This is a genomic window from Halovivax gelatinilyticus, assembly GCF_024300625.1.
Taxonomy (GTDB): domain Archaea; phylum Halobacteriota; class Halobacteria; order Halobacteriales; family Natrialbaceae; genus Halovivax; species Halovivax gelatinilyticus.
In genome coordinates this window covers 3,103,693-3,120,973 of record NZ_CP101322.1, presented here as the reverse complement: position 1 = coordinate 3,120,973, position 17,281 = coordinate 3,103,693, and the positions used below count along the sequence as shown (strand labels likewise).

Sequence of the window (17,281 nt, the reverse complement as noted above, 5' to 3'; positions counted from 1 at the left end):
ATGACTCGAACTGAAGGATCCACGGTTCGAGAGCGCGCGAGTCGACGTATAGAAGTAGTCCCGGGCGGATTCGAACCGCCGTCCTGAGCTCCAAAGGCTCAGATGATTGGCCGCTACACCACGGGACTCCGTTCGCATCAGTAGGGTATCCGGTGACAGCCTAATAGTGTTACTTTTTGGCCGGAGCCAACCAGATGCGCCTCCCCCACGAGTAATTCTACGATTGGGTCGAAACCACGACCCGCTGTGAGGAGTCGATCACTCCAGACAGGCTTCCAGATACTTACAGCAGTCCGCATCCGGATCGAAGCAGTCAGGGCACTCGCTCGGGCGGTCGATGATCGTGTCCAACCGCTCGGCGACCGTGTCGTCGATGACTGCCTCCAGGGCTTGTGCTTCCTCGCGAAAGTTTTCGACTTCGAGGACGTTTGCCAGAAATCGCTCGATGATGCAGTAGGTCGTCAACGCGTCCCTTGCACGCTCGATACCGTCATCGGTGAGCGTCGCTCCCTTGTACTTCTCGTGTTCTAGAAGTTCCCGCGCTTCGAGCTTGCCGATCATCTCGTTGACGCTCGCCGGACTGACGTCCAGCATATCGGCGAGCTGTCCCGTCGCCGCCGGGCCGTCTGAGACCGACTGCGCTAGATACACCGCTTTGAGATACTGATCGGCCGTGTTCATCTCGACACCCCCGGTGACGTCGCCCCGTTCATGCTCTTCGCTCCATAATGTCGGTCACGTCCTCGACCCCTTCGCGCTCTTCGGCCCGAATCGCACGTAGCGTCTCCAGTAACTCCGCTCGATCGATGGCGTACGTCGCATCGGACGCCTCGATAGCCGCGATCAGGTCGTCGTAGAACTTGTAGGCCGTTTCCTCGTTACACAATTGATCGTACAACACGCCGTCGGTATCCTCCGGCGGGCCGTACCGAGCGTCGACGAGCGCGTTTATCTCCTCGTAGGAGACCGTCTCTGCATCGAGTTGATCGATCAGGGCTTCCAACCGATCACGATGGTCCGCAGACTCGTCGGCCGCCTCGTCTAACAGTTCGCGGATCTCGTCGTCGATCGCCTCGCGTTCGGCCTCGGGGAGGCTCTCCAGGTGGTGGGCGGCGCGCGATTCGACGACTTCCTCCAGCACGACCCCGATCTGTAGCAGCCGGGTGAGCTGGTGGTCCGTCGTCACGCGCTGTCCCAGACTCATAGCCCAGATTCAGGGGCGGGCCTACTTAACTTCCACCGTCCGACCCGCGAACCCTCGGCGACTACCGAATAGGGTGACTAACCGGTCACCGGCGGTACGCATTTGGCATTTGCAACCAATAATGAGCGTATGGACGACGAGGCGACGTCACCGCGCGACCATTCTGGCGCCTCGACGAACATCGACGGGGAGAAACCGCTGCTGGACGATCCGGATCCCGATGCCGAGGCGACCGTTCACGACGAGGGAACCCAACTCGAACGGACGATCGGGTTGACCGGAGGCCTCGCGATCGGCATCGGCACGATGATTGGTGCGGGCATTTTCGTCTTTCCGGGCCTCGCAGCCGGGGAAGCCGGACCCGCCGCCGCCATCTCGTTCGCCATTGGCGCGGTGATCGCCATGCTCGTTGCGCTTCCGACGTCGGAACTTGCGACGGCGATGCCCCGATCGGGCGGCGGTTACTTCTTCATCTCGCGGAGTATGGATACCGCGTTCGGTGCGATCGTCGGGCTCGGACTCTGGCTCGGCCTCGTCTTCGCGTCGGCGTTCTACCTCGTCGGACTGGGCGAGTACGTCGCAGCGGTCACGGCGGAAGTCGGCATCGCAGTTGGGCCACCACCCGCCCTGTTAGGGGTGGGGTTCGGCATCGTCTTGACGGTCGTCAGCGTCGCCGGAACCGAACACACCGCCAAAATACAGAACGTCGTCGTGATCGTCTTACTCGTCATCCTGACGGGATTTCTCACCCACGGCTCGATTGACGCGGTCGGTTTCATCGGCGAGCCGGCGACGACCGAATCAATGGTGCCACACGGATACGTTCCGATGCTCACGACCGCCGCACTCGTCTTTACCTCCTACCTCGGATTTGCACAGGTGGCCACCGTCGCAGGTGAGATCAGAGAACCCAGCCGAAACCTACCAGTAGCGATGGTCGGTTCGGTCGTCCTGGTCGGAATCTTTTACGTCGTGACGATACTCGTCTCTACGGCGATTCTCGACAGTCAATCGCTCGAAGCCGCCGGTGAAACCGCAGTCGTAGAAGTCGCCCGCGAAGTAGCCGGGCTGCCCGGCGCGGTACTAATTCTCATCGGTGGACTACTGGCAACGTTCTCCAGCGCAAACGCGTCGATACTCAGCTCCTCGCGAACCGTGTACGCGCTCAGTCGAGACGCCCTGCTCCCGAGACGAGCCGGCGAGGTAAACCTGCGCTTTGGAACCCCACACGTGGCACTCGCACTCGCCGGTGGCCCGATCCTCGTTCTTACGGCAACCGGTCAGGTTAGGATACTCGCCGAAGTCGCGTCCTTCCTTCACCTCGTCATGTACGGACTGATCTGCGTCGCACTCGTCGTCTTACGTCGCCGATCACCCGAGTGGTACGAACCGACGTTTCGGGCGCCAGGATACCCCATCCTCCCAGTTGCCGGTGGCGTCTCCAGCTTCGCGCTGATCGCGTTCATGGACCGCGTCTCGATCGTCATTGGCACCGTCATTATGTGCGTCGCTTACCTCTGGTACCGATATTACGCCGCCGACGTCGACCTGCGAGGTGCGTTCTGAGTATGACGAAACAGGAATCCGATCGAAACATGACAGCGAAACCGTCACGACCCGACGATCGACCGTCCGTACTCGTGCCACTCGAGGTACTCACCGGAGAGACGCTACCGGAGGGCGTCCCCGAACTCCTGGCGAACGCCCACGTCGTCCTGCTCGGCTATCACGTCCTTCCCGAGCAGACGCCACCCGGACAGGCACGTATGCAGTTCGAGGATCGTGCTCAGCGTAAACTCGGCGAGTTCGAACGAGCACTCACCGATGCGGGCGCGACGGTCGAGCGAAAACTCGTGTTCACGCGGTCCGAACAGCAAACCTTAGACCGGATAAGTACCGAGCACAGGTGTCACGCCGTTCTCGTCCCCAACGCGTGTGAACCGCCGGCTCACGTCCTCGTCGCGATCCGTGGGACGATCGGCGTCGATCGGATCGCGACGGTCGTCGGCGGCCTCTTCGCCGCCTCCAACGTCACCGTTACGCTGTATCACGGACTCGTCGACGCGGAAACGGTCGACGACGCCAAAACGTTCCTCGATGGCGTAACAGATCGGCTAACGAAACGCGGGATCGACCCGAACGACCTCGACCAGGTGATCGACGACGTCGACGGTGGCATCGATCGGATCGCCGAGGTCGCCGCGGAGTACGACGCCGTCGTCATGGGCGAGAGCGATCCGTCGGTCGCGACGTTCGTCTTCGGCATGCCATCGAAACAGCTCGCAACCCGATTTCTCGGGCCGATACTGGTCGTCCAACGCGACAAAAGCGAGTGATTCGACGACGATCTAACGAGTCGGGTTACTCGTCGATCCGCCAGATTCGGCTGCCGTCTCCGCCTCCGACGGACTCGACCTGTTTTAACCCGCGTTTCAGACAGCGCCACCAGCCACCGGGCGAGCCGTATCCCGCGGGATACTCCTCGTAGAGCGCGTCGACGAAGTCGGATTTCCGGGCCGCTCCCTCGTCGCGCAGGTGCGCGAGTGCGCGACCGACCAGCTCGCGACGCTGGTCGACCAGATCCCCCGACCGTCCGGGTACGTCGATCGAATCGAGGTCTGCGACGTCGTCACCCGGCCGGATGTCACCAGCGGTATCGGCCAGGTCAGTCGACGATCGATACTCGAGACCGGTTTCGACGTCGCGATTTAGCGTTTCGCGCGTCTTCGCCACCGCTCTGCGCGATAGTTCGTCTAACCGATCGCCCTCGACCGAGCCGAGCACGCCAGCGTCGTCCGATAGCGCGTCGTCGCGTATCCGCTCGACCCGTTCGGGGCGCAGGTTCGTCGCACAGATCTCCTCGGACACTGACGACGGAGATGCGCTTAGCTGAGAGCCGTTCGAATTCTCCCCGATCGAAGACTCACCAGTCGTCGTCGACGTCCATCCACCGTCCGCAGTCGTGCGTTTTCCGGACGTGGCCTCCGTCGGTTCCGAGCCATCTTCCGGACGAATGTCGTCTGAACTGCCGATAGCGTCTCCAGTTGCCGGTAACTCCGGTCCGTCGTCGTCCGCTTCGATCGACGCCAGGCGCGACTCCAGTTTCGCGATCCGTTCACTGTAGGCGGTTAGCACCTCGCCGGCGTCCGCCTCCTGCTCGATCGCTGCTCGGTGCTGGATGATCCAGCGGACGTACGCCGCACGGCTCTCGAACCCGATGAGTGACCGCTCCACCTCGAGCGTCTCCATCGTCTCCTCGTCGAGTTCGAGCGACAGTGTCTGCATTGATCTACGGCTACGTGCTACCCCTACTAAAATACCCGTCAGACGGGGAGAAATGATATGAAATCTGTGCAGTTAGTCGATGCAACACCACTCGTCGAGCTACTGTTACAGGTGGTGATGGAAGTGACTAAATGGGGGATTAACCGGAATCAGTGACGAAAGTGGTCACGAGAAAATGTTCGAAACCGATTCGAACGAAATGATGCTCGCGTTATTCGTCGAGTCGTGCCGTGATTAGCGATTCGAGATCGTCTCTGAACTCGTCGATCGCAATCTCATCCAGAACGGGGACGAAGAATCCTTTCACCAACATGTCGGTTGCTTCCTTCTCCCCGATACCACGCGAGGTCATGTAGAGCAACTCCTCGGCGTCTACCTGCCCGACGGTTGCAGAGTGACTCGCCTCGGTGTCGTGATTGTTGATGATGAGCTTCGGACTGGCGTCGGCTTCCGACTCGTCCGAAAGCATAAGCGTATTTTCACGCTGGTAGGAGCTCGTATCCCACGCGTCTCGACCGACGTCCTGAACCCCTTCGTAGACCGAGCGCGCCTCGTCGTCGAGGACGCCACGGGTGACGAGGTCCGCCGTCGTGTGCTCGTTACGGTGCCAGACGCGGGCGTTGACGTCGAAGTGTTGATCCTCGTGACCGAAGAACGCACCGACGATCTGACTCTCGGAACCACTGCCGTCGAGGGTCGTCTCGACGGCTGACTTCGTCAGCCGGGAGCCGAGGTTGCCTTCGATCCAGTTGATCGTGGCGTACGTGTCGGTCCGACCGCGTTTTAGCGTGTAGTTGTACGTATCCTGATCGAGGTTCTGTAGCCAGCCGTACTGGACGTGGGCGTTCTCGCCCGCAGCGACCTCGACGACCGCGCTGTAGTATCGGTCTTCGTCGAGTTCCGCGCCGGAATACTGGCGCTCTAAAATCGTGGCGGTCGAAGACTCCTCGGCGACGACGAGCGTATAGTTAAAGAGCGACCGAGAGTTCATCTCGGTGCGGATCTTCACGTCTTCGGCGTCGACGCCCTCTGGCACGTAGATGAACGTCCCGGAGCTAAACAGCGCCGTCGAGAGCGCGGTGAGGAAGTTCTCTTGCGGATCGACGATGCTGCCGAAGTTCTCGCGGACGATATCCGCGTACTCGTCGTCCGAGGCGGCCTCGGCGAGCGTGGTGACGACGACGTCATCGTCACCGACCAGGTCCTTCTCTTCGGCCGCGGTCAGTGGGTCGACGAGCGACTCGAAGTCGAGCGCCTCCAGGTTCGTCCAGGATCGACCCGGCGTCTGGATGACGTGGGGCAGTTCGAGATCGTCGAGCGCCGAGAGCGCGTCGAGGCGAGTCTCGATGAGCCACTCGGGTTCGTCGTTCGCGTCGCTGATCTTCCGGACCGTCTCGTCGGTGAGCGTAGCGTGTACCTGCGTACTCATGGTTACCCGAGGCTTCCCTCCATCTCGAGCTCGATGAGTCGGTTGAGCTCGACTGCGTACTCGATCGGCAGTTCCTCCGTGATCGGTTCGATGAATCCGGCGACGATCATCTTCTTCGCGTCGTCGTCGTCCAGTCCGCGCGACTGGAGGTAGAAGATGTCCTCGTCGCCGATCTTGCCGACGGTCGCTTCGTGAGCGACGTCGACTTTCGACTCTTCGATCTCCATGTACGGCATGGTGTCAGACGTCGACTCGTTGTCGAACATCAGCGCGTCACACTCGACGGCGGTCGAGGAGTTCTCGGCACCGTCGGCGATGTGGACGAGGCCCCGGTAGTTGGTACGGCCGCCGTCCTTCGAGATCGACTTCGACTCGATCGTCGACTTCGTGTTTGGCGCGTTGTGGTAGACCTTCGCGCCGGTGTCGATGTCCTGACCCTCGCCGGCGAACGCGATCGTGATGTGGGTGTCGGTCGCGCCGCGCCCTTTTAGGATCGAACACGGGTAGAGCATGGTGGCTTTCGAGCCCATCGAGCCCGAGATCCACTCCATCGTGCCGTTTTCCTCGACGATAGCTCGCTTCGTGTTCAGGTTGTAGGTGTTTCGCGACCAGTTCTGTACGGTCGAGTACTGGACGTGTGCGTCCTCTTTGACGAAGACCTCGACGCCTCCGCTGTGGAGATTGAACGCCGAGTACTTCGGTGCCGAACAGCCCTCGATGTAGTGGACCTCACTGCCGGGTTCGGCCACGATGAGGGTGTGTTCGAACTGACCCATCCCCTCGGAGTTCATGCGGAAGTAGGCCTGGACGGGCATCTCGACCGTGACGTCCTCTGGGACGTACACGAACGATCCGCCTGACCAGACTGCGCCGTGAAGCGCGGCGAATTTGTTGTCAGACGGAGGGACGCAGGAGGTCATGAAGTGCTCCTTGACGATCTCGGGGTGTTCCTGGACCGCGCGGTCCATGTTCATGAAGACGACCCCCTTCTCCTCCCACTGGTCCTGCATGTTCTGGTAGACGACCTCGGACTCGTACTGCGCGCCGACGCCCGAGAGCGCCTTGCGTTCGGCTTCCGGAATGCCGAGCTTGTCGAAGGTATCTTTGATCTCGTCCGGGAGGTTCTCCCAGTCGTCGGTTCCTTCCCGCATCTCGACGTCGGGGCGGATGTAGGGGACGATCTTGTCGACGTCTACTTCAGAGAGGTCGGGCTGTCCGGGCCAGTCGGTCGGCATCGGCATTTCCTGGAACAGCTTGAGTGCGCGAAGGCGTCGCTCTAGCATCCACTCCGGTTCGTCCTTGTCCTCCGAGATGAGCCTGATCGTCTCCTCGGTCAGGCCACGCTCGGAGACGAGAGCCGCTTCGTGTTCGTTTTTGAACGAGAAGCGCTCCTCGGTGTCCGTCTCTTTTAGGTGATCTTGTTCTGAGCTCATGTTGTTGGTTGTAGTTGCGTCCGTAACGGTAAGACCCTTTGTCTAGCCGAATTCGATTACGCGGTCTCGTAGACCTCTTCGCGGACCCAGTCGTATCCACGGTCCTCTAACTGCTCGGCCAGACTGGCATCGCCGCTCTTTACGACTTTGCCGTCGAGCATGATGTGAACGCGGTCGGGCTCGACGTAGTCGAGGATCCGCTGGTAGTGGGTGATCTGAAGGATCCCCGTGCCCTGCTCGTCGCGGAGGGCGTTGATGCCGTTCGAGACGTCCTGGAGCCGATCGATGTCGAGTCCCGAGTCGATTTCGTCCAGGACGGCGATCGAGGGCTCGAGGATCGCCGCTTGCAGTACCTCGTTTTGCTTTTTCTCCCCACCGGAGAACCCGGCGTTGAGATAGCGGTGGGCGAACGACTCGTCCATGTCCAGCTGGTCCATCTTCTCGCGCAGGATCTCCTGGAACTCGGCGACGCCGATCTCGCCTTCGTCGACTGGGCCTTCCATCGGCGACGTTTCGTATCCCGCATCGTCCGCTTCGTCGTCGTCCGACTCGCCTTCTTCGAACAGTTCCTCACGTTCTTCGATCTTCGCGTTGAGCGCCGTGCGCAGGAAGTTCGTCATCGTGACGCCTTCGATCTCGGCGGGGTACTGGAATCCGAGGAACACGCCTAGCGCGGCTCGCTCGTTCGGTTCGAGTTCGAGGATGTTCCAGGTTCGCTGGTCCTCGTCGATTTCGAAGTCCTCGCCAAATTCGTCTTCGCCGAGGTGAATCACCACCTCGCCGTCGGTAACCTCGTAGGCGGGGTGGCCGGCGATCACTTTCGCCGTCGTCGACTTGCCGCTTCCGTTCGGTCCCATCATCGCGTGGATCTCGCCCGAATTAACCTCTAGATCGACGCCTTCGAGGATCGACTCACCGGTTTCTGCGACCTCCGCGTGAAGGTTTCGAAGTTCTAAACGTGCCATAGAGTCAGTCGGCTAATCGAAGGGTCGGATGACTGATAACGGTTTCGTATTCAATTGGTTCCGGTGCCTCTCAAAAAACAATGATTGGACCCAACCGGAATTCATTGACGATTTATGCGTAATTAGTTTTCTTATAGAGAAAAATTCTTTTCGATTTCCGTGCCAGCGTCCGGTGGAGCGTTCGATGGAATCCGATCTACGAACAATCTCGAGCGGAGCCCGTCGAGTGAGTACTCCAGTGTGCGATCCGTACCGACGCGGGATCACCGTGAGTTACATGAAACTGTCCAATCCGGTCTGTTCCTGGCCGGATTTGACCTCTTCCCACGAGATGCCGAGCGCTTCGAGAATTCGCTCGATCGGTCCCTGTAGCGTCTTTTCTAACATCTTCTCGTAGTCCACCTCGAACTCGCCAGGAATCTGATCGTCGTACTCGAAACAGATAACGTCCTGATTGCGTTTAAATTCCTCGTAGACGCCGTTCTCGGCCGGGTCCAGCCCCTCTTCGGCCTCGACTCGCTGGAAGAAGTCGTCGTGAACCCGATCTAAGTACACCCGCTTGGGCTTGCTCCCGCGCTGGAAATTGGTCCCGAGGAGCAAATTCGCGTACTTGGCCCCGCGGACGTGGGCGGTGTCGGTCTCGTACTCGGTGAGGCGCTTTCCGATTCCGCCCGGAATCGCAATTTCGTCGAGATCCACCGCACCGTCGAGGAATTTCTCGATTACTTCATTCACGTACGTCTTGACCGCCTCGACGTCTCCGTCGCGGACGATCATCTCGATCACGCGGTGTTGTACCTCCTTGGTGATCGGTGCGATGTCCGATCGCTGGTACTCGAAGCCGGTGATATCGATGTCGTCGACGTCCTTGCCCTCCTTCCAGACGATGTGACCGGCGTAGCGTTTCTTCTTACCCGCCTGGAAGAACCGCCGGTAGAGCTTCTCGAACTCGATCTGAAATCGATGGTCCTCAGCGTTGAGCGTCTCGCGCGCGAAGTCGTCGTATCGATCGTTGATGTACTCCTCGATGTCGAACGACTGGGAGAGCGCCTCCACCGTCGAGACGCCCGAACCGAGCTCCAACATCACCGAGTCAGTATCTCCATACGCAACCTGATAGTCTAGCTCGACCGCCGCCGTTTCGGTGAATTCGATGACCTCACGGCCCGTGGCCGTGATCGCCGACGCGGCCTCCTTGTCGTAGAGGCGGAACTGCTCCCACCCAGACACGCCGTACAGCGAGTTCATGATGACCTTTACCGCCCCCTGCTGGCGGTCGAACTGCTCGTATTCGGGTGAGCCCGGTTCGTGCTCGTCTCGCAACGACTTCTTCTCCTCGCGTTCTGCGAGCAGTTCCGTGATCATTTCGCGCATAACGCCATCTGGCTCCTGCCTGAAGTGTGTGCCCGAGGGTGCAACGTGGGTCTCACCGTCGTAGGTTTCGGGATCAACCCGCGTCTCGGGCGAGGCGTTGACGGTCACCATACACATCGGGTACAGACTCTTCAGGTCGAGGACGGTGACGTTCTCGCGAACGCCCGTGATGGGATCGAACACCGCCCCGCCTTCGTACTCGTCGCCGGCCTCCTGCTGGCCCTTCGACGGCAACGCCCAGCGATCGTTGGCTTTGTGCAGGACGTACATGTCGACCGCGTCGCCGGGCGTCGGCGCGTCTTCTAGTTTACACCCGACGAACGTCGCCATCTCGCGCCAGAACGCGATGAGTTGCTGCTGGCGATCGAGTTCCACACAGAGTTCGACGTCCCTGAGGTTGTACTCCAGTAACCGTGTCGGATCGTCCTCCCAGAGGTCGCCGATCTTACCGGGATATCGCTCCTTTCCGACGCCGAGTTCGACTTCGCCGACCGCGTCGAGTCGGTACGAATCGAGTTCACTAAAGACGCGCCGCTGGTAGCCGTAGAGGAGGTCGAAGACGACACGTCCCTTGACGTCCGGACCGCCCCAGTTACTCCGCCAGACCTCCCCCAGTCGAGAGAGGCGGTTCGAATCGAGGTCGAACTCGTGATCTGGGCCGTCTTGCTCGTCGAGTCGGTCGAGCAGGTACGGCGCGTCGAAATCGTCGAAGTTCCAGCCGGTCATGACGTCGGGATCGGTGGATTCGACGTAGGTGAGAAACGCTTCCAGCATCGCCTCTTCTGTCTCGAACGATCGAACGTCGTACGCAATCTCGCCTTCGATCGGATCGTAGCCGGGCAACGCATCGGGAACGATCCCGTCACCCTCGTCTGCCTCCCAGATCCACAGCACGTACTCGTCACGGTAGGAGTCGTGACTCGCGAGGCAGATGATCGGTTCTTCCCCCTCTTCGGGAAACCCCGCGCGGTCGTTGACTTCGATGTCGAACGTGAGTACCCGGGGGGTGGCGTCTACGTCAGCCGACTCGATCTCGTCGTGGGGGACGATAATCGAGCCGTCGGATGCGCGCCGATCGCTGACGCGAATGCCGCTTCTGACGTCTTTGTCGATGAGAAACCGGTTCGGAAAGAGAATGTCCGCCTCGTAGTGTTCGAACTCGTCTCGGATCTGACCGACATCGCGCGGCGTCTGACCGTATATCTTCGTCAATCGCTCGCCCCGAATACTCTCGTAGGGATCGCCATACTCGTCGGTATCCTCCCACCCGGTGATCCGATCGTAACTCGCGAGTCGCTCGTCGTCGACGCTCTCGGTCGGTGCGTAGAAGTACGGTCGAAAGTCGATCACTTGCACGTGCACTAACTCGTCTTCGGGAGTCCGTCCGAAGACGTGGATCACCGGAAATTCCTCGGCACCCCGTCCGGCGACGGTGTAATCGACCTGCATCACCGCAAGTTCGACCGTCCCCTGACTGTCCGGCAGCGTTTCACGTTGTGGATCGAGAACCGTCGCCGCGGTGTTGCGGCCCCCGCCGGCCACGTGCGCTGCTTCTTCGTCCGGTCGCAGTTCCGTCGTGGTCGAAAAGTCCCCGAGGGCCTGCTGGGCCTCGTCGCTCATTGTCCCGCGATTTGGTGGCCGGTAGTATAAACCCAGCCACTCGCCGGAGTCACATCGTCGAAATACCGGTTACGGATACAGGCCGGCGAACTGATCGTTGCGAATCGATCGGACCCGGTGTCCTGCGTGGATGAGCGGGACTATCACCGGATGTGAGCGATCTCAGCTCCGATAAATTTCACATTTCGAACCGCTATTTCACCGAGGCGTCCCGGCAATAAGACATTTAACGTGATAACACGTAGCACAACCAGAGGTGACTACAGTGTCTACCCGCATCAACGACGACGTGGCCGACGAGCGGGAATCGACCGAAGAGCTGGCCCGCCTGCCCAGCATCGACTCGTACGAAACCGACGAGGGGATCGTATTCTACGACACAGAGAATCCCCTCGCGTGGGTAGAGACCGACCGGACACTGTGTCTGGCCGATCTCGTCTGAGTATCGACTCGCGGACACCGACACGTTTTTTCATCGAACAGGGAGAACTCTACCCGTGGGAAACGACGACTTCGATCTGGATCCGAGCGCTCACGAACCCGACGAGTGGGACCCGGAGTCGGACCTGCACGATCCGGCTGCCGACGGACTGACGATTCCGAGCGTTTCGACCGACGAATCGGACGCACCCAAAGAGGTCGTTCAGGCGTTCTGGTCGGTGGTTTTGATCGTGAACGTCGCCGTGTTGTTCGTCTCGCTCGGCCCGATGCTCGTCTACTTTCTGGGCTGGTACCAGCGCGGATTCGCGCTTATCGCCGGCGGAATCGTTCTCTTCGGACTCGCGTATCGCCGATATCGACGATTTATGCGCGAGAGCGAATCGAATGCCAACATCGAATCCCTCTCGTCCGACCCGGGTGATCCCGATACAGCCCCAGCGTCTGCAGAGGAAACGACAATCGACGACGAATCTGATACCCAACAATGAAGACCGTACGTGACGACCGCGGAACCGAATACCTCCTTCTCAAACGGTCCGAGGAAGCGAGTCTCGTCCGCAACCCTGAAACGGGAACCGAGTGCTACGTCGGAAACGATCGACTGGAACCCGCTGATGGCGAATCATCGCTCGAAATCGCCGCACTCGCCGTACCCGATCCAGTGCGAAGCCTCGTTACGACCGTCCACGATAGCCAAAGCCTGGGACTGCTCTGTGTGCTCGACGCCGACGGGCCGTACTCGATACGATGGCTCCTCGAATCGACGGACCTCTGTGAAAGCGATTTGAGCGGCATGCTGGCCTCACTCCGGATGAACGGATTCGTCGAAGAGACGACAGTCGACGGAGAGCGCGGCTACCGAACGACAGAGCGCTGTACCGAGGCCCTCAACGCGCTATCGAACACAGGCGGACCCTCAGAAGAGTAGAGGAGGCTCATCGTTCTTGGACGTCAGAGAAGCGACCGGATGAAGCCGACCGACCGAGCGAAAACGACATCGCGTTCAGTAGCTGTCGCCCGAGCAGACGGAGTTACTCGGACAGCGACGCGAGGACGCGGTCGGCCTCGTTCGGATCGCGAGTTTCGATCGTCGATCGATTCGTCGTCGCGTCTTTTCGTACGTGGACCAGGTCGTCGGCTGCGCCCACCAGTTCTTCGTCGTGACTGACGAGGACGATCTGTTCGACACCGAGTCCTCGCATCGTCTCGACGAGCGAGACGAGCTGGCTCACGTGTCCGGAATCGAGGAACACGGTCGGTTCGTCCAGGATGAGCGGCGGTAACGGCGCTGATCCCTCGACACCTTCGGCGAGTAATCGATAAATCGCACACCGCAGACTCAGGTTGAAGAGCGCTCGTTCACCGCCGGATAACTGATCCGGATCGAGCGGTTCCCCGTCCTTCTGGTAGACGGTGAGTCGATAGGAGCCGTCCAGATCGATCCCGGCGTACGAGTCGTTCTGATAGATCAGTTCGAACGTCTCGTTCAACATGCGCTCTAACGTCTCGACGTTTCGCTGACGGAGTTCCGCCCTGAGGTCGGCGTACAGTTCCTGTAGCGAGTGGGCCTCGTCGTACAGCGCCTCGAGCGAATCGAGACGGTCGTCCACCGACTCGCGCCGGTCGCGTAACGACGAGAGCTCATCGAGTTCGTTCTCGACCGCTCCGATCGCGTTCTGTAATTCGTCTCGGCGCGACCGAAGCGTTGCCAACTTCTCGTCGACTCGCTCGATGTACGACTCGGCCTTTTGTCGGTCGGAGCGGGCGGCCTCGATGCGCGATTCGTCGAACGCCGATTCCAGTTCCGATCTGCGCTCTCTGGCCGTAGAGAGCTGTGACCGGCGCTCGTCGTTCATCGTCTTCCAGTCGGCGCGGCGTTCGCGTATCGACTCGATCTCCCGACGAACGTCCTCACGAGACGTCAGCGTCGACCGGAGCGTCTCGACGCGTTCGCGAGTGTCACGAACGTCTGCGCGGCGTTTGTTCAGTTCGCCGAGTTCGTCCCGGAGCGTCTCGATCGACGATTCGAGTTCGTCGGCCTCCTCACGCCGCTTACTCGCGGACGCGTCGTATTCCTCTGTGGCTTCTAGCAACGACTCTCGTTTCTCGACGCGCTCTTCGACCGCCTCCCGTTTCTCGGCGAGCAGCTGCGAGATCGACTCGCGATTTTCCCCAAGTCGGTCGATCCGACGCTCCGCATCGCGGAGTTGCTCGGCCTGGTCGATGCGATCCGAGAGTTCGTCAATCGTCTCCTCAATGGACTCACACTCGGCCTCGATGGTCGATAATCGTTCGCGGTCGTCGTCGAGATGGGAAACGTGAGGCGACTCCTCGACGGATTGGGCACACTCGGGACACTTTCCAGCCTCCAGAAGCGCCTCGGCTTCTTCGATCGACGTTTCGACCGTTTTTCGTTCGGCATTGCGCTCGCTCAACTCCTCCCGTCGCTCCGATCGCTCCTCGGTGAGCGATTCGAGTAACGCTTCGGCTCCGCCGGGTTCGACGGGCGCGTCTTCGAAGCGCTCACGGTGGGTCTGGAGTTCTTCGTCCAGTGCTTCGAGTTTCGAGACGCGTTCGTCGATCGCTTCGCGTTCGGTTTCGATCTTTTCGGTGAGCTCAGCTGCCTCCTCTCGCGCGTTCGTCGCGTCGGCTTCGAGCTGGTCTGCGCGCTCTCTGCGTTGTTCGATCGTTCCCTTGGTCTCGCTGATCGCGAGCCGTTTTTCCTCTAACTCGTTTCGAAGCGCGTCGTCGCGCGCTTCGAGTGACTCCAGTCGGTCGACGATCGCCGATTCGTCGGAGAGATCACCCTCGATGGACGAGCGGATCGTCTCGATCTCCTCGTCGAGTTCGCGACGGCGCGATTCGAGCGTCGAGAGGCGATCGGCGGCGTCCGATCGCTCGGATTCCGTCTGCGTAATCTTCTCGCGTAGATCATCGATCGTCTCGGTCAGTTCCTCGAGTTCGGTTCGGGTCTCCTCGTGAGAGTCAATTACCTCCTGGGCGTTCGCTTTCGTTTCGAGCGCCGATTCTCGCTGTTCGTCGAACCGATCGATCTCCGATTCGACGTCCGACAGTTCAGTTTCGAGCGCGTTGAGTCGCTCCGGAAGTTCCTTTTGTGCTTTCGATTCGATCTGTTCGTCGAGTGTGCTCGCTTCGCCGCGAACCTCGTCGAGAACGTCGGAGACGCCGAGACGGGCCTCGCTCGCCCGCTCTCGATACGTTTCCAGCGCGCCGAGTTGGAGCAATTCGTCGATCATATCCTGGCGCTCGCCCGGAGAGGCGTGGATGAGCTTGTTCACCTCCCCCTGACGGACGTACGCACAGTTGACGAACGCGGTGGCGTCCATGCGGAGGAGGTCGGTTACGTACGCCCGAACGTCGCGCGCGCCGTCGATCGTCCCGTCCGGCGTCTCGAGCGTACACTTCGTCGTCGTCGCGCGGTCGTCGCGTCGCGAGAGGTGGCGGTCGAGTCGATAGGAATCGCCAGCGTGTGTGAACGTCAACGACACCTCAGAGGCGTCCGCACCGGTGGTCACGACGTCGGCCAGCGTTCGATCGTCGAGCGCTTTCGAACCGTACAGCGCGAAGAATACGGCCTCGAGCAAGGTCGACTTTCCGCTCCCGTTGACGCCGTGGACGACCGTCACGCCCGATGCGAGCGATAGCTCTGCCTCTTCGTAACACTTGAAGTTACCCAGGGCGAGTCGAGTCACCTTCACGAGAAATCACCGATAGAAACCTGCCCGTCGTCTTCGTTCCGGGACGACCCGTCTGTCGGTGAGTCGCCGTCCCCATCGCCGTCCGTCGGTTCGACGGGGTCGGCGTCGGCTGCCGGCCGTGTCGACCCGTCCGAGCCCGTGGTCGGCTCCCCCTCCGCATCGGGTCGATCTGGATTCGGTGGGTCAGTTTGTTCGTCCGGATCGCCCTCAGAAGCCGAATCCGACGGCGCCGTCTCCGCACCAGCCGGTTCGGTGACAGTCGGTGAATCGTCGTCGAGCATCTCGTGGACGTCGACGAACGACAGACCACTCTGGGTAAGGGCGTCGCGAACCGTTCGCTCGACGGACTCCCTGACGTTCGAGTCGGCGACCGTCTCGTCGCGGACGGTCGCGTCGATGGCCAGGGCGCCGTCGCTACAGTCGAGTTCGCGCAACCGATCGGTGACCGCAGAATCGGGATCCGCGAACGTCACCTGATGTTCGGTCGCGTCCTCGGCGAGGTCGCGACGGTCGTTCGCCCGTGCGACGAGCGCGTCGCGCTCGAAGGCGAACGCTTCGACAGTGGCCGGTGAGACCGGTTCGCCGTCACCCTCGATCGTTACGATGGTGACCGTCTCCGAGAGATCGTGCTGTCCCAGACGTTCGCGGACCCGATCGACACCCTCACCAGGTTCGAGTTCGACGTCGACGAAGACGAAATCGCGAGTGTCTTCGAGCGCTCGCCGCGTGATCGAAACCTCGTCTTCGAACGTGACGAGATTGTAGCCGCGCGGATCCCGCTCGCTCGCGCTCGCGCGCTCGGTCGATCCGCAATAGGTCACCCAGGTGTCGGCGACCGTCGCCGTGTCGGGGGCGTGATTGTCGCCGAGCAACATCGCGTCGAAGTCGACCGTCGATTCTGAAAGAACCGCCTCCGTGTCCCAGTCAGCGTGTGCGAACGGCTCGAACAGACCGTGTGCGACGAGCGCCGTCCCAGAGACGTCCGCGGGCGCCTCGTCGAACTCGTAGTTCAGGTGCTCGCGACGCGATCGCGGGACGAAATCGAGACCGTAGAACGCGACGTCGCCGACGACGACCGGATCCGGACCGAGGCGGGTCGCGAGATCGAGATCTTCGAAGAGATCGAGCCACTGTGCGTCTCGCTTGGTCTCGTGATTGCCGACGATCGCGAGAAACGGAACGTCCGCGTCGGCCAGTCGTCTGAGTACGTCGATCGTTCCCTGAAGATCGACGAGACCGGGTCGCCGGTCGTGGAAGAGATCCCCGGCGTGGACGACAGCATCGACGTCACCGTCGATCGCTGCCGAGGCGACCGCCTCGAATGCCCGAAGAAAGTCGCGACGTCGATCGGGCGAATTGTACTGTTGATACCCGATGTGAGTATCGCCCGTGTGAATCACCCGCGTCATCAGCGATGCTTCGGGCGCGTACCCTAAATGGATTCCGTCGTGCGCTGACACGGACGGAAACGGTCTGTTCCGACGGGATACACCCTCGACGAGGACCTGACGGTTTGGGCCACTACGGTCGGTCAGGACTCGATATCCAGGCGGTAGACGCGTTTTCTGGCGTCGGTAAACGAGAACCGGGATTCGATGACGTCAGCCTCGTCCAGCCGGCTGATCGCGTACCGCACCGTGCGTGCGGGGAGTAAGGTTTCTTCGGCCAATTGCTGCTGTGAGAGCGTCTCGTTGTACTCGAGAACCTTCGCGACGAGCTTCGCACTCGGCGGTAAGTCGCGTACGTCCTCCCACGTTCCACCCGATTCGGTCGACTGCTGTAGCGCCTCTGATGCACTCATCACCTCACAC

15 protein-coding genes and 1 tRNA gene are annotated in these 17,281 nt (G+C 60.8%); 5 read left to right on the top strand and 11 right to left on the bottom strand.

Annotated features, from left to right (window positions below):
- Positions 1-55: 55 nt before the first annotated feature.
- The 3 genes from NKH31_RS14850 to NKH31_RS14840 all read right to left on the bottom strand — a co-directional run bounded on the left by NKH31_RS14850 (position 56) and on the right by NKH31_RS14840 (position 1,204).
- Positions 56-128, bottom strand: a tRNA-Gln gene (locus NKH31_RS14850).
- A gap of 130 nt (positions 129-258) precedes the next feature.
- Positions 259-681, bottom strand: coding sequence for a metal-dependent transcriptional regulator (locus tag NKH31_RS14845; RefSeq protein ID WP_254862571.1), 423 nt, complete (start codon positions 679-681; stop codon positions 259-261).
- A gap of 28 nt (positions 682-709) precedes the next feature.
- A complete protein-coding gene (locus NKH31_RS14840) occupies positions 710-1,204 on the bottom strand; it encodes a M41 family metallopeptidase (RefSeq protein ID WP_254862570.1) in 495 nt (164 codons plus the stop codon).
- 129 nt (positions 1,205-1,333) lie between these two features.
- Between NKH31_RS14840 and NKH31_RS14835 the strand changes: the two genes are divergently transcribed.
- Together NKH31_RS14835 and NKH31_RS14830 are read left to right on the top strand one after the other, a co-directional pair.
- Positions 1,334-2,770, top strand: a complete 1,437-nt coding sequence (locus NKH31_RS14835; protein ID WP_254862569.1) for an APC family permease — start codon at positions 1,334-1,336, stop codon at positions 2,768-2,770.
- A gap of 29 nt (positions 2,771-2,799) precedes the next feature.
- Complete coding sequence (locus NKH31_RS14830) at positions 2,800-3,540, top strand: universal stress protein (protein WP_425492324.1); 741 nt, start codon at positions 2,800-2,802, stop codon at positions 3,538-3,540.
- A 25-nt stretch (positions 3,541-3,565) separates the two neighbouring features.
- On the opposite strand, the gene NKH31_RS14825 is transcribed toward NKH31_RS14830, so the two are convergent.
- The 5 genes from NKH31_RS14825 to NKH31_RS14805 all read right to left on the bottom strand — a co-directional run bounded on the left by NKH31_RS14825 (position 3,566) and on the right by NKH31_RS14805 (position 11,310).
- Complete coding sequence (locus NKH31_RS14825; protein ID WP_254862567.1) at positions 3,566-4,489, bottom strand: hypothetical protein; 924 nt, start codon at positions 4,487-4,489, stop codon at positions 3,566-3,568.
- Between the two features lie 211 nt (positions 4,490-4,700).
- Positions 4,701-5,918, bottom strand: coding sequence for a Fe-S cluster assembly protein SufD (sufD, locus tag NKH31_RS14820; RefSeq protein ID WP_254862566.1), 1,218 nt, complete (start codon positions 5,916-5,918; stop codon positions 4,701-4,703).
- 2 nt (positions 5,919-5,920) lie between these two features.
- A complete protein-coding gene (sufB, locus tag NKH31_RS14815; protein ID WP_254862565.1) occupies positions 5,921-7,351 on the bottom strand; it encodes a Fe-S cluster assembly protein SufB in 1,431 nt (476 codons plus the stop codon).
- Between the two features lie 56 nt (positions 7,352-7,407).
- On the bottom strand, positions 7,408-8,316 hold the full coding sequence (locus NKH31_RS14810) for an ABC transporter ATP-binding protein (RefSeq protein ID WP_254862564.1): 909 nt from the start codon (positions 8,314-8,316) through the stop codon (positions 7,408-7,410).
- A 273-nt stretch (positions 8,317-8,589) separates the two neighbouring features.
- Positions 8,590-11,310 (bottom strand): DNA-directed DNA polymerase, encoded by a 2,721-nt coding sequence (locus NKH31_RS14805; protein WP_254862563.1) that lies wholly within the window; start codon positions 11,308-11,310, stop codon positions 8,590-8,592.
- Between the two features lie 256 nt (positions 11,311-11,566).
- Here NKH31_RS14805 and NKH31_RS14800 point away from each other — a divergent pair, with 256 nt between their 5' ends.
- Genes NKH31_RS14800 through NKH31_RS14790 form a run of 3 tightly spaced genes read left to right on the top strand, consistent with a single transcriptional unit; the run spans position 11,567 to position 12,679 of the window.
- Positions 11,567-11,752, top strand: coding sequence for a DUF7331 family protein (locus NKH31_RS14800; protein ID WP_254862562.1), 186 nt, complete (start codon positions 11,567-11,569; stop codon positions 11,750-11,752).
- Positions 11,753-11,807: 55 nt separating this feature from the next.
- Positions 11,808-12,239, top strand: a complete 432-nt coding sequence (locus NKH31_RS14795) for a DUF7322 domain-containing protein (RefSeq protein ID WP_254862561.1) — start codon at positions 11,808-11,810, stop codon at positions 12,237-12,239.
- A complete protein-coding gene (locus NKH31_RS14790) occupies positions 12,236-12,679 on the top strand; it encodes a DUF7346 family protein (RefSeq protein ID WP_254862560.1) in 444 nt (147 codons plus the stop codon). The genes NKH31_RS14795 and NKH31_RS14790 overlap by 4 nt, the downstream gene beginning before the upstream one ends.
- A gap of 103 nt (positions 12,680-12,782) precedes the next feature.
- Here NKH31_RS14790 and rad50 read toward each other — a convergent pair whose 3' ends face one another.
- The 3 genes from rad50 to NKH31_RS14775 all read right to left on the bottom strand — a co-directional run bounded on the left by rad50 (position 12,783) and on the right by NKH31_RS14775 (position 17,271).
- Complete coding sequence (gene rad50 / locus NKH31_RS14785) at positions 12,783-15,470, bottom strand: DNA double-strand break repair ATPase Rad50 (RefSeq protein ID WP_254862559.1); 2,688 nt, start codon at positions 15,468-15,470, stop codon at positions 12,783-12,785.
- The gene (gene mre11, locus NKH31_RS14780; RefSeq protein WP_254862558.1) at positions 15,467-16,879 is read right to left on the bottom strand and encodes a DNA double-strand break repair protein Mre11; all 1,413 of its coding nucleotides are present in this window, start codon (positions 16,877-16,879) and stop codon (positions 15,467-15,469) included. Before mre11 ends, rad50 begins: the two co-directional genes overlap by 4 nt.
- A 122-nt stretch (positions 16,880-17,001) precedes the next feature.
- Complete coding sequence (locus NKH31_RS14775) at positions 17,002-17,271, bottom strand: MarR family transcriptional regulator (protein WP_254862557.1); 270 nt, start codon at positions 17,269-17,271, stop codon at positions 17,002-17,004.
- Positions 17,272-17,281 lie beyond the last annotated feature (10 nt).

What these genes read in the sequence shown, in the direction of transcription:
- NKH31_RS14845 (WP_254862571.1), bottom strand. Translation starts at nt 681, where the DNA reads ATGAACACGGCCGATCAGTATCTCAAAGCGGTGTATCTAGCGCAGTCG.
- NKH31_RS14840 (WP_254862570.1), bottom strand. Translation starts at nt 1,204, where the DNA reads ATGAGTCTGGGACAGCGCGTGACGACGGACCACCAGCTCACCCGGCTG.
- NKH31_RS14835 (WP_254862569.1), top strand. Translation starts at nt 1,334, where the DNA reads ATGGACGACGAGGCGACGTCACCGCGCGACCATTCTGGCGCCTCGACG.
- NKH31_RS14830 (WP_425492324.1), top strand. Translation starts at nt 2,800, where the DNA reads ATGACAGCGAAACCGTCACGACCCGACGATCGACCGTCCGTACTCGTG.
- NKH31_RS14825 (WP_254862567.1), bottom strand. Translation starts at nt 4,489, where the DNA reads ATGCAGACACTGTCGCTCGAACTCGACGAGGAGACGATGGAGACGCTC.
- sufD (WP_254862566.1), bottom strand. Translation starts at nt 5,918, where the DNA reads ATGAGTACGCAGGTACACGCTACGCTCACCGACGAGACGGTCCGGAAG.
- sufB (WP_254862565.1), bottom strand. Translation starts at nt 7,351, where the DNA reads ATGAGCTCAGAACAAGATCACCTAAAAGAGACGGACACCGAGGAGCGC.
- NKH31_RS14810 (WP_254862564.1), bottom strand. Translation starts at nt 8,316, where the DNA reads ATGGCACGTTTAGAACTTCGAAACCTTCACGCGGAGGTCGCAGAAACC.
- NKH31_RS14805 (WP_254862563.1), bottom strand. Translation starts at nt 11,310, where the DNA reads ATGAGCGACGAGGCCCAGCAGGCCCTCGGGGACTTTTCGACCACGACG.
- NKH31_RS14790 (WP_254862560.1), top strand. Translation starts at nt 12,236, where the DNA reads ATGAAGACCGTACGTGACGACCGCGGAACCGAATACCTCCTTCTCAAA.
- mre11 (WP_254862558.1), bottom strand. Translation starts at nt 16,879, where the DNA reads ATGACGCGGGTGATTCACACGGGCGATACTCACATCGGGTATCAACAG.
- NKH31_RS14775 (WP_254862557.1), bottom strand. Translation starts at nt 17,271, where the DNA reads ATGAGTGCATCAGAGGCGCTACAGCAGTCGACCGAATCGGGTGGAACG.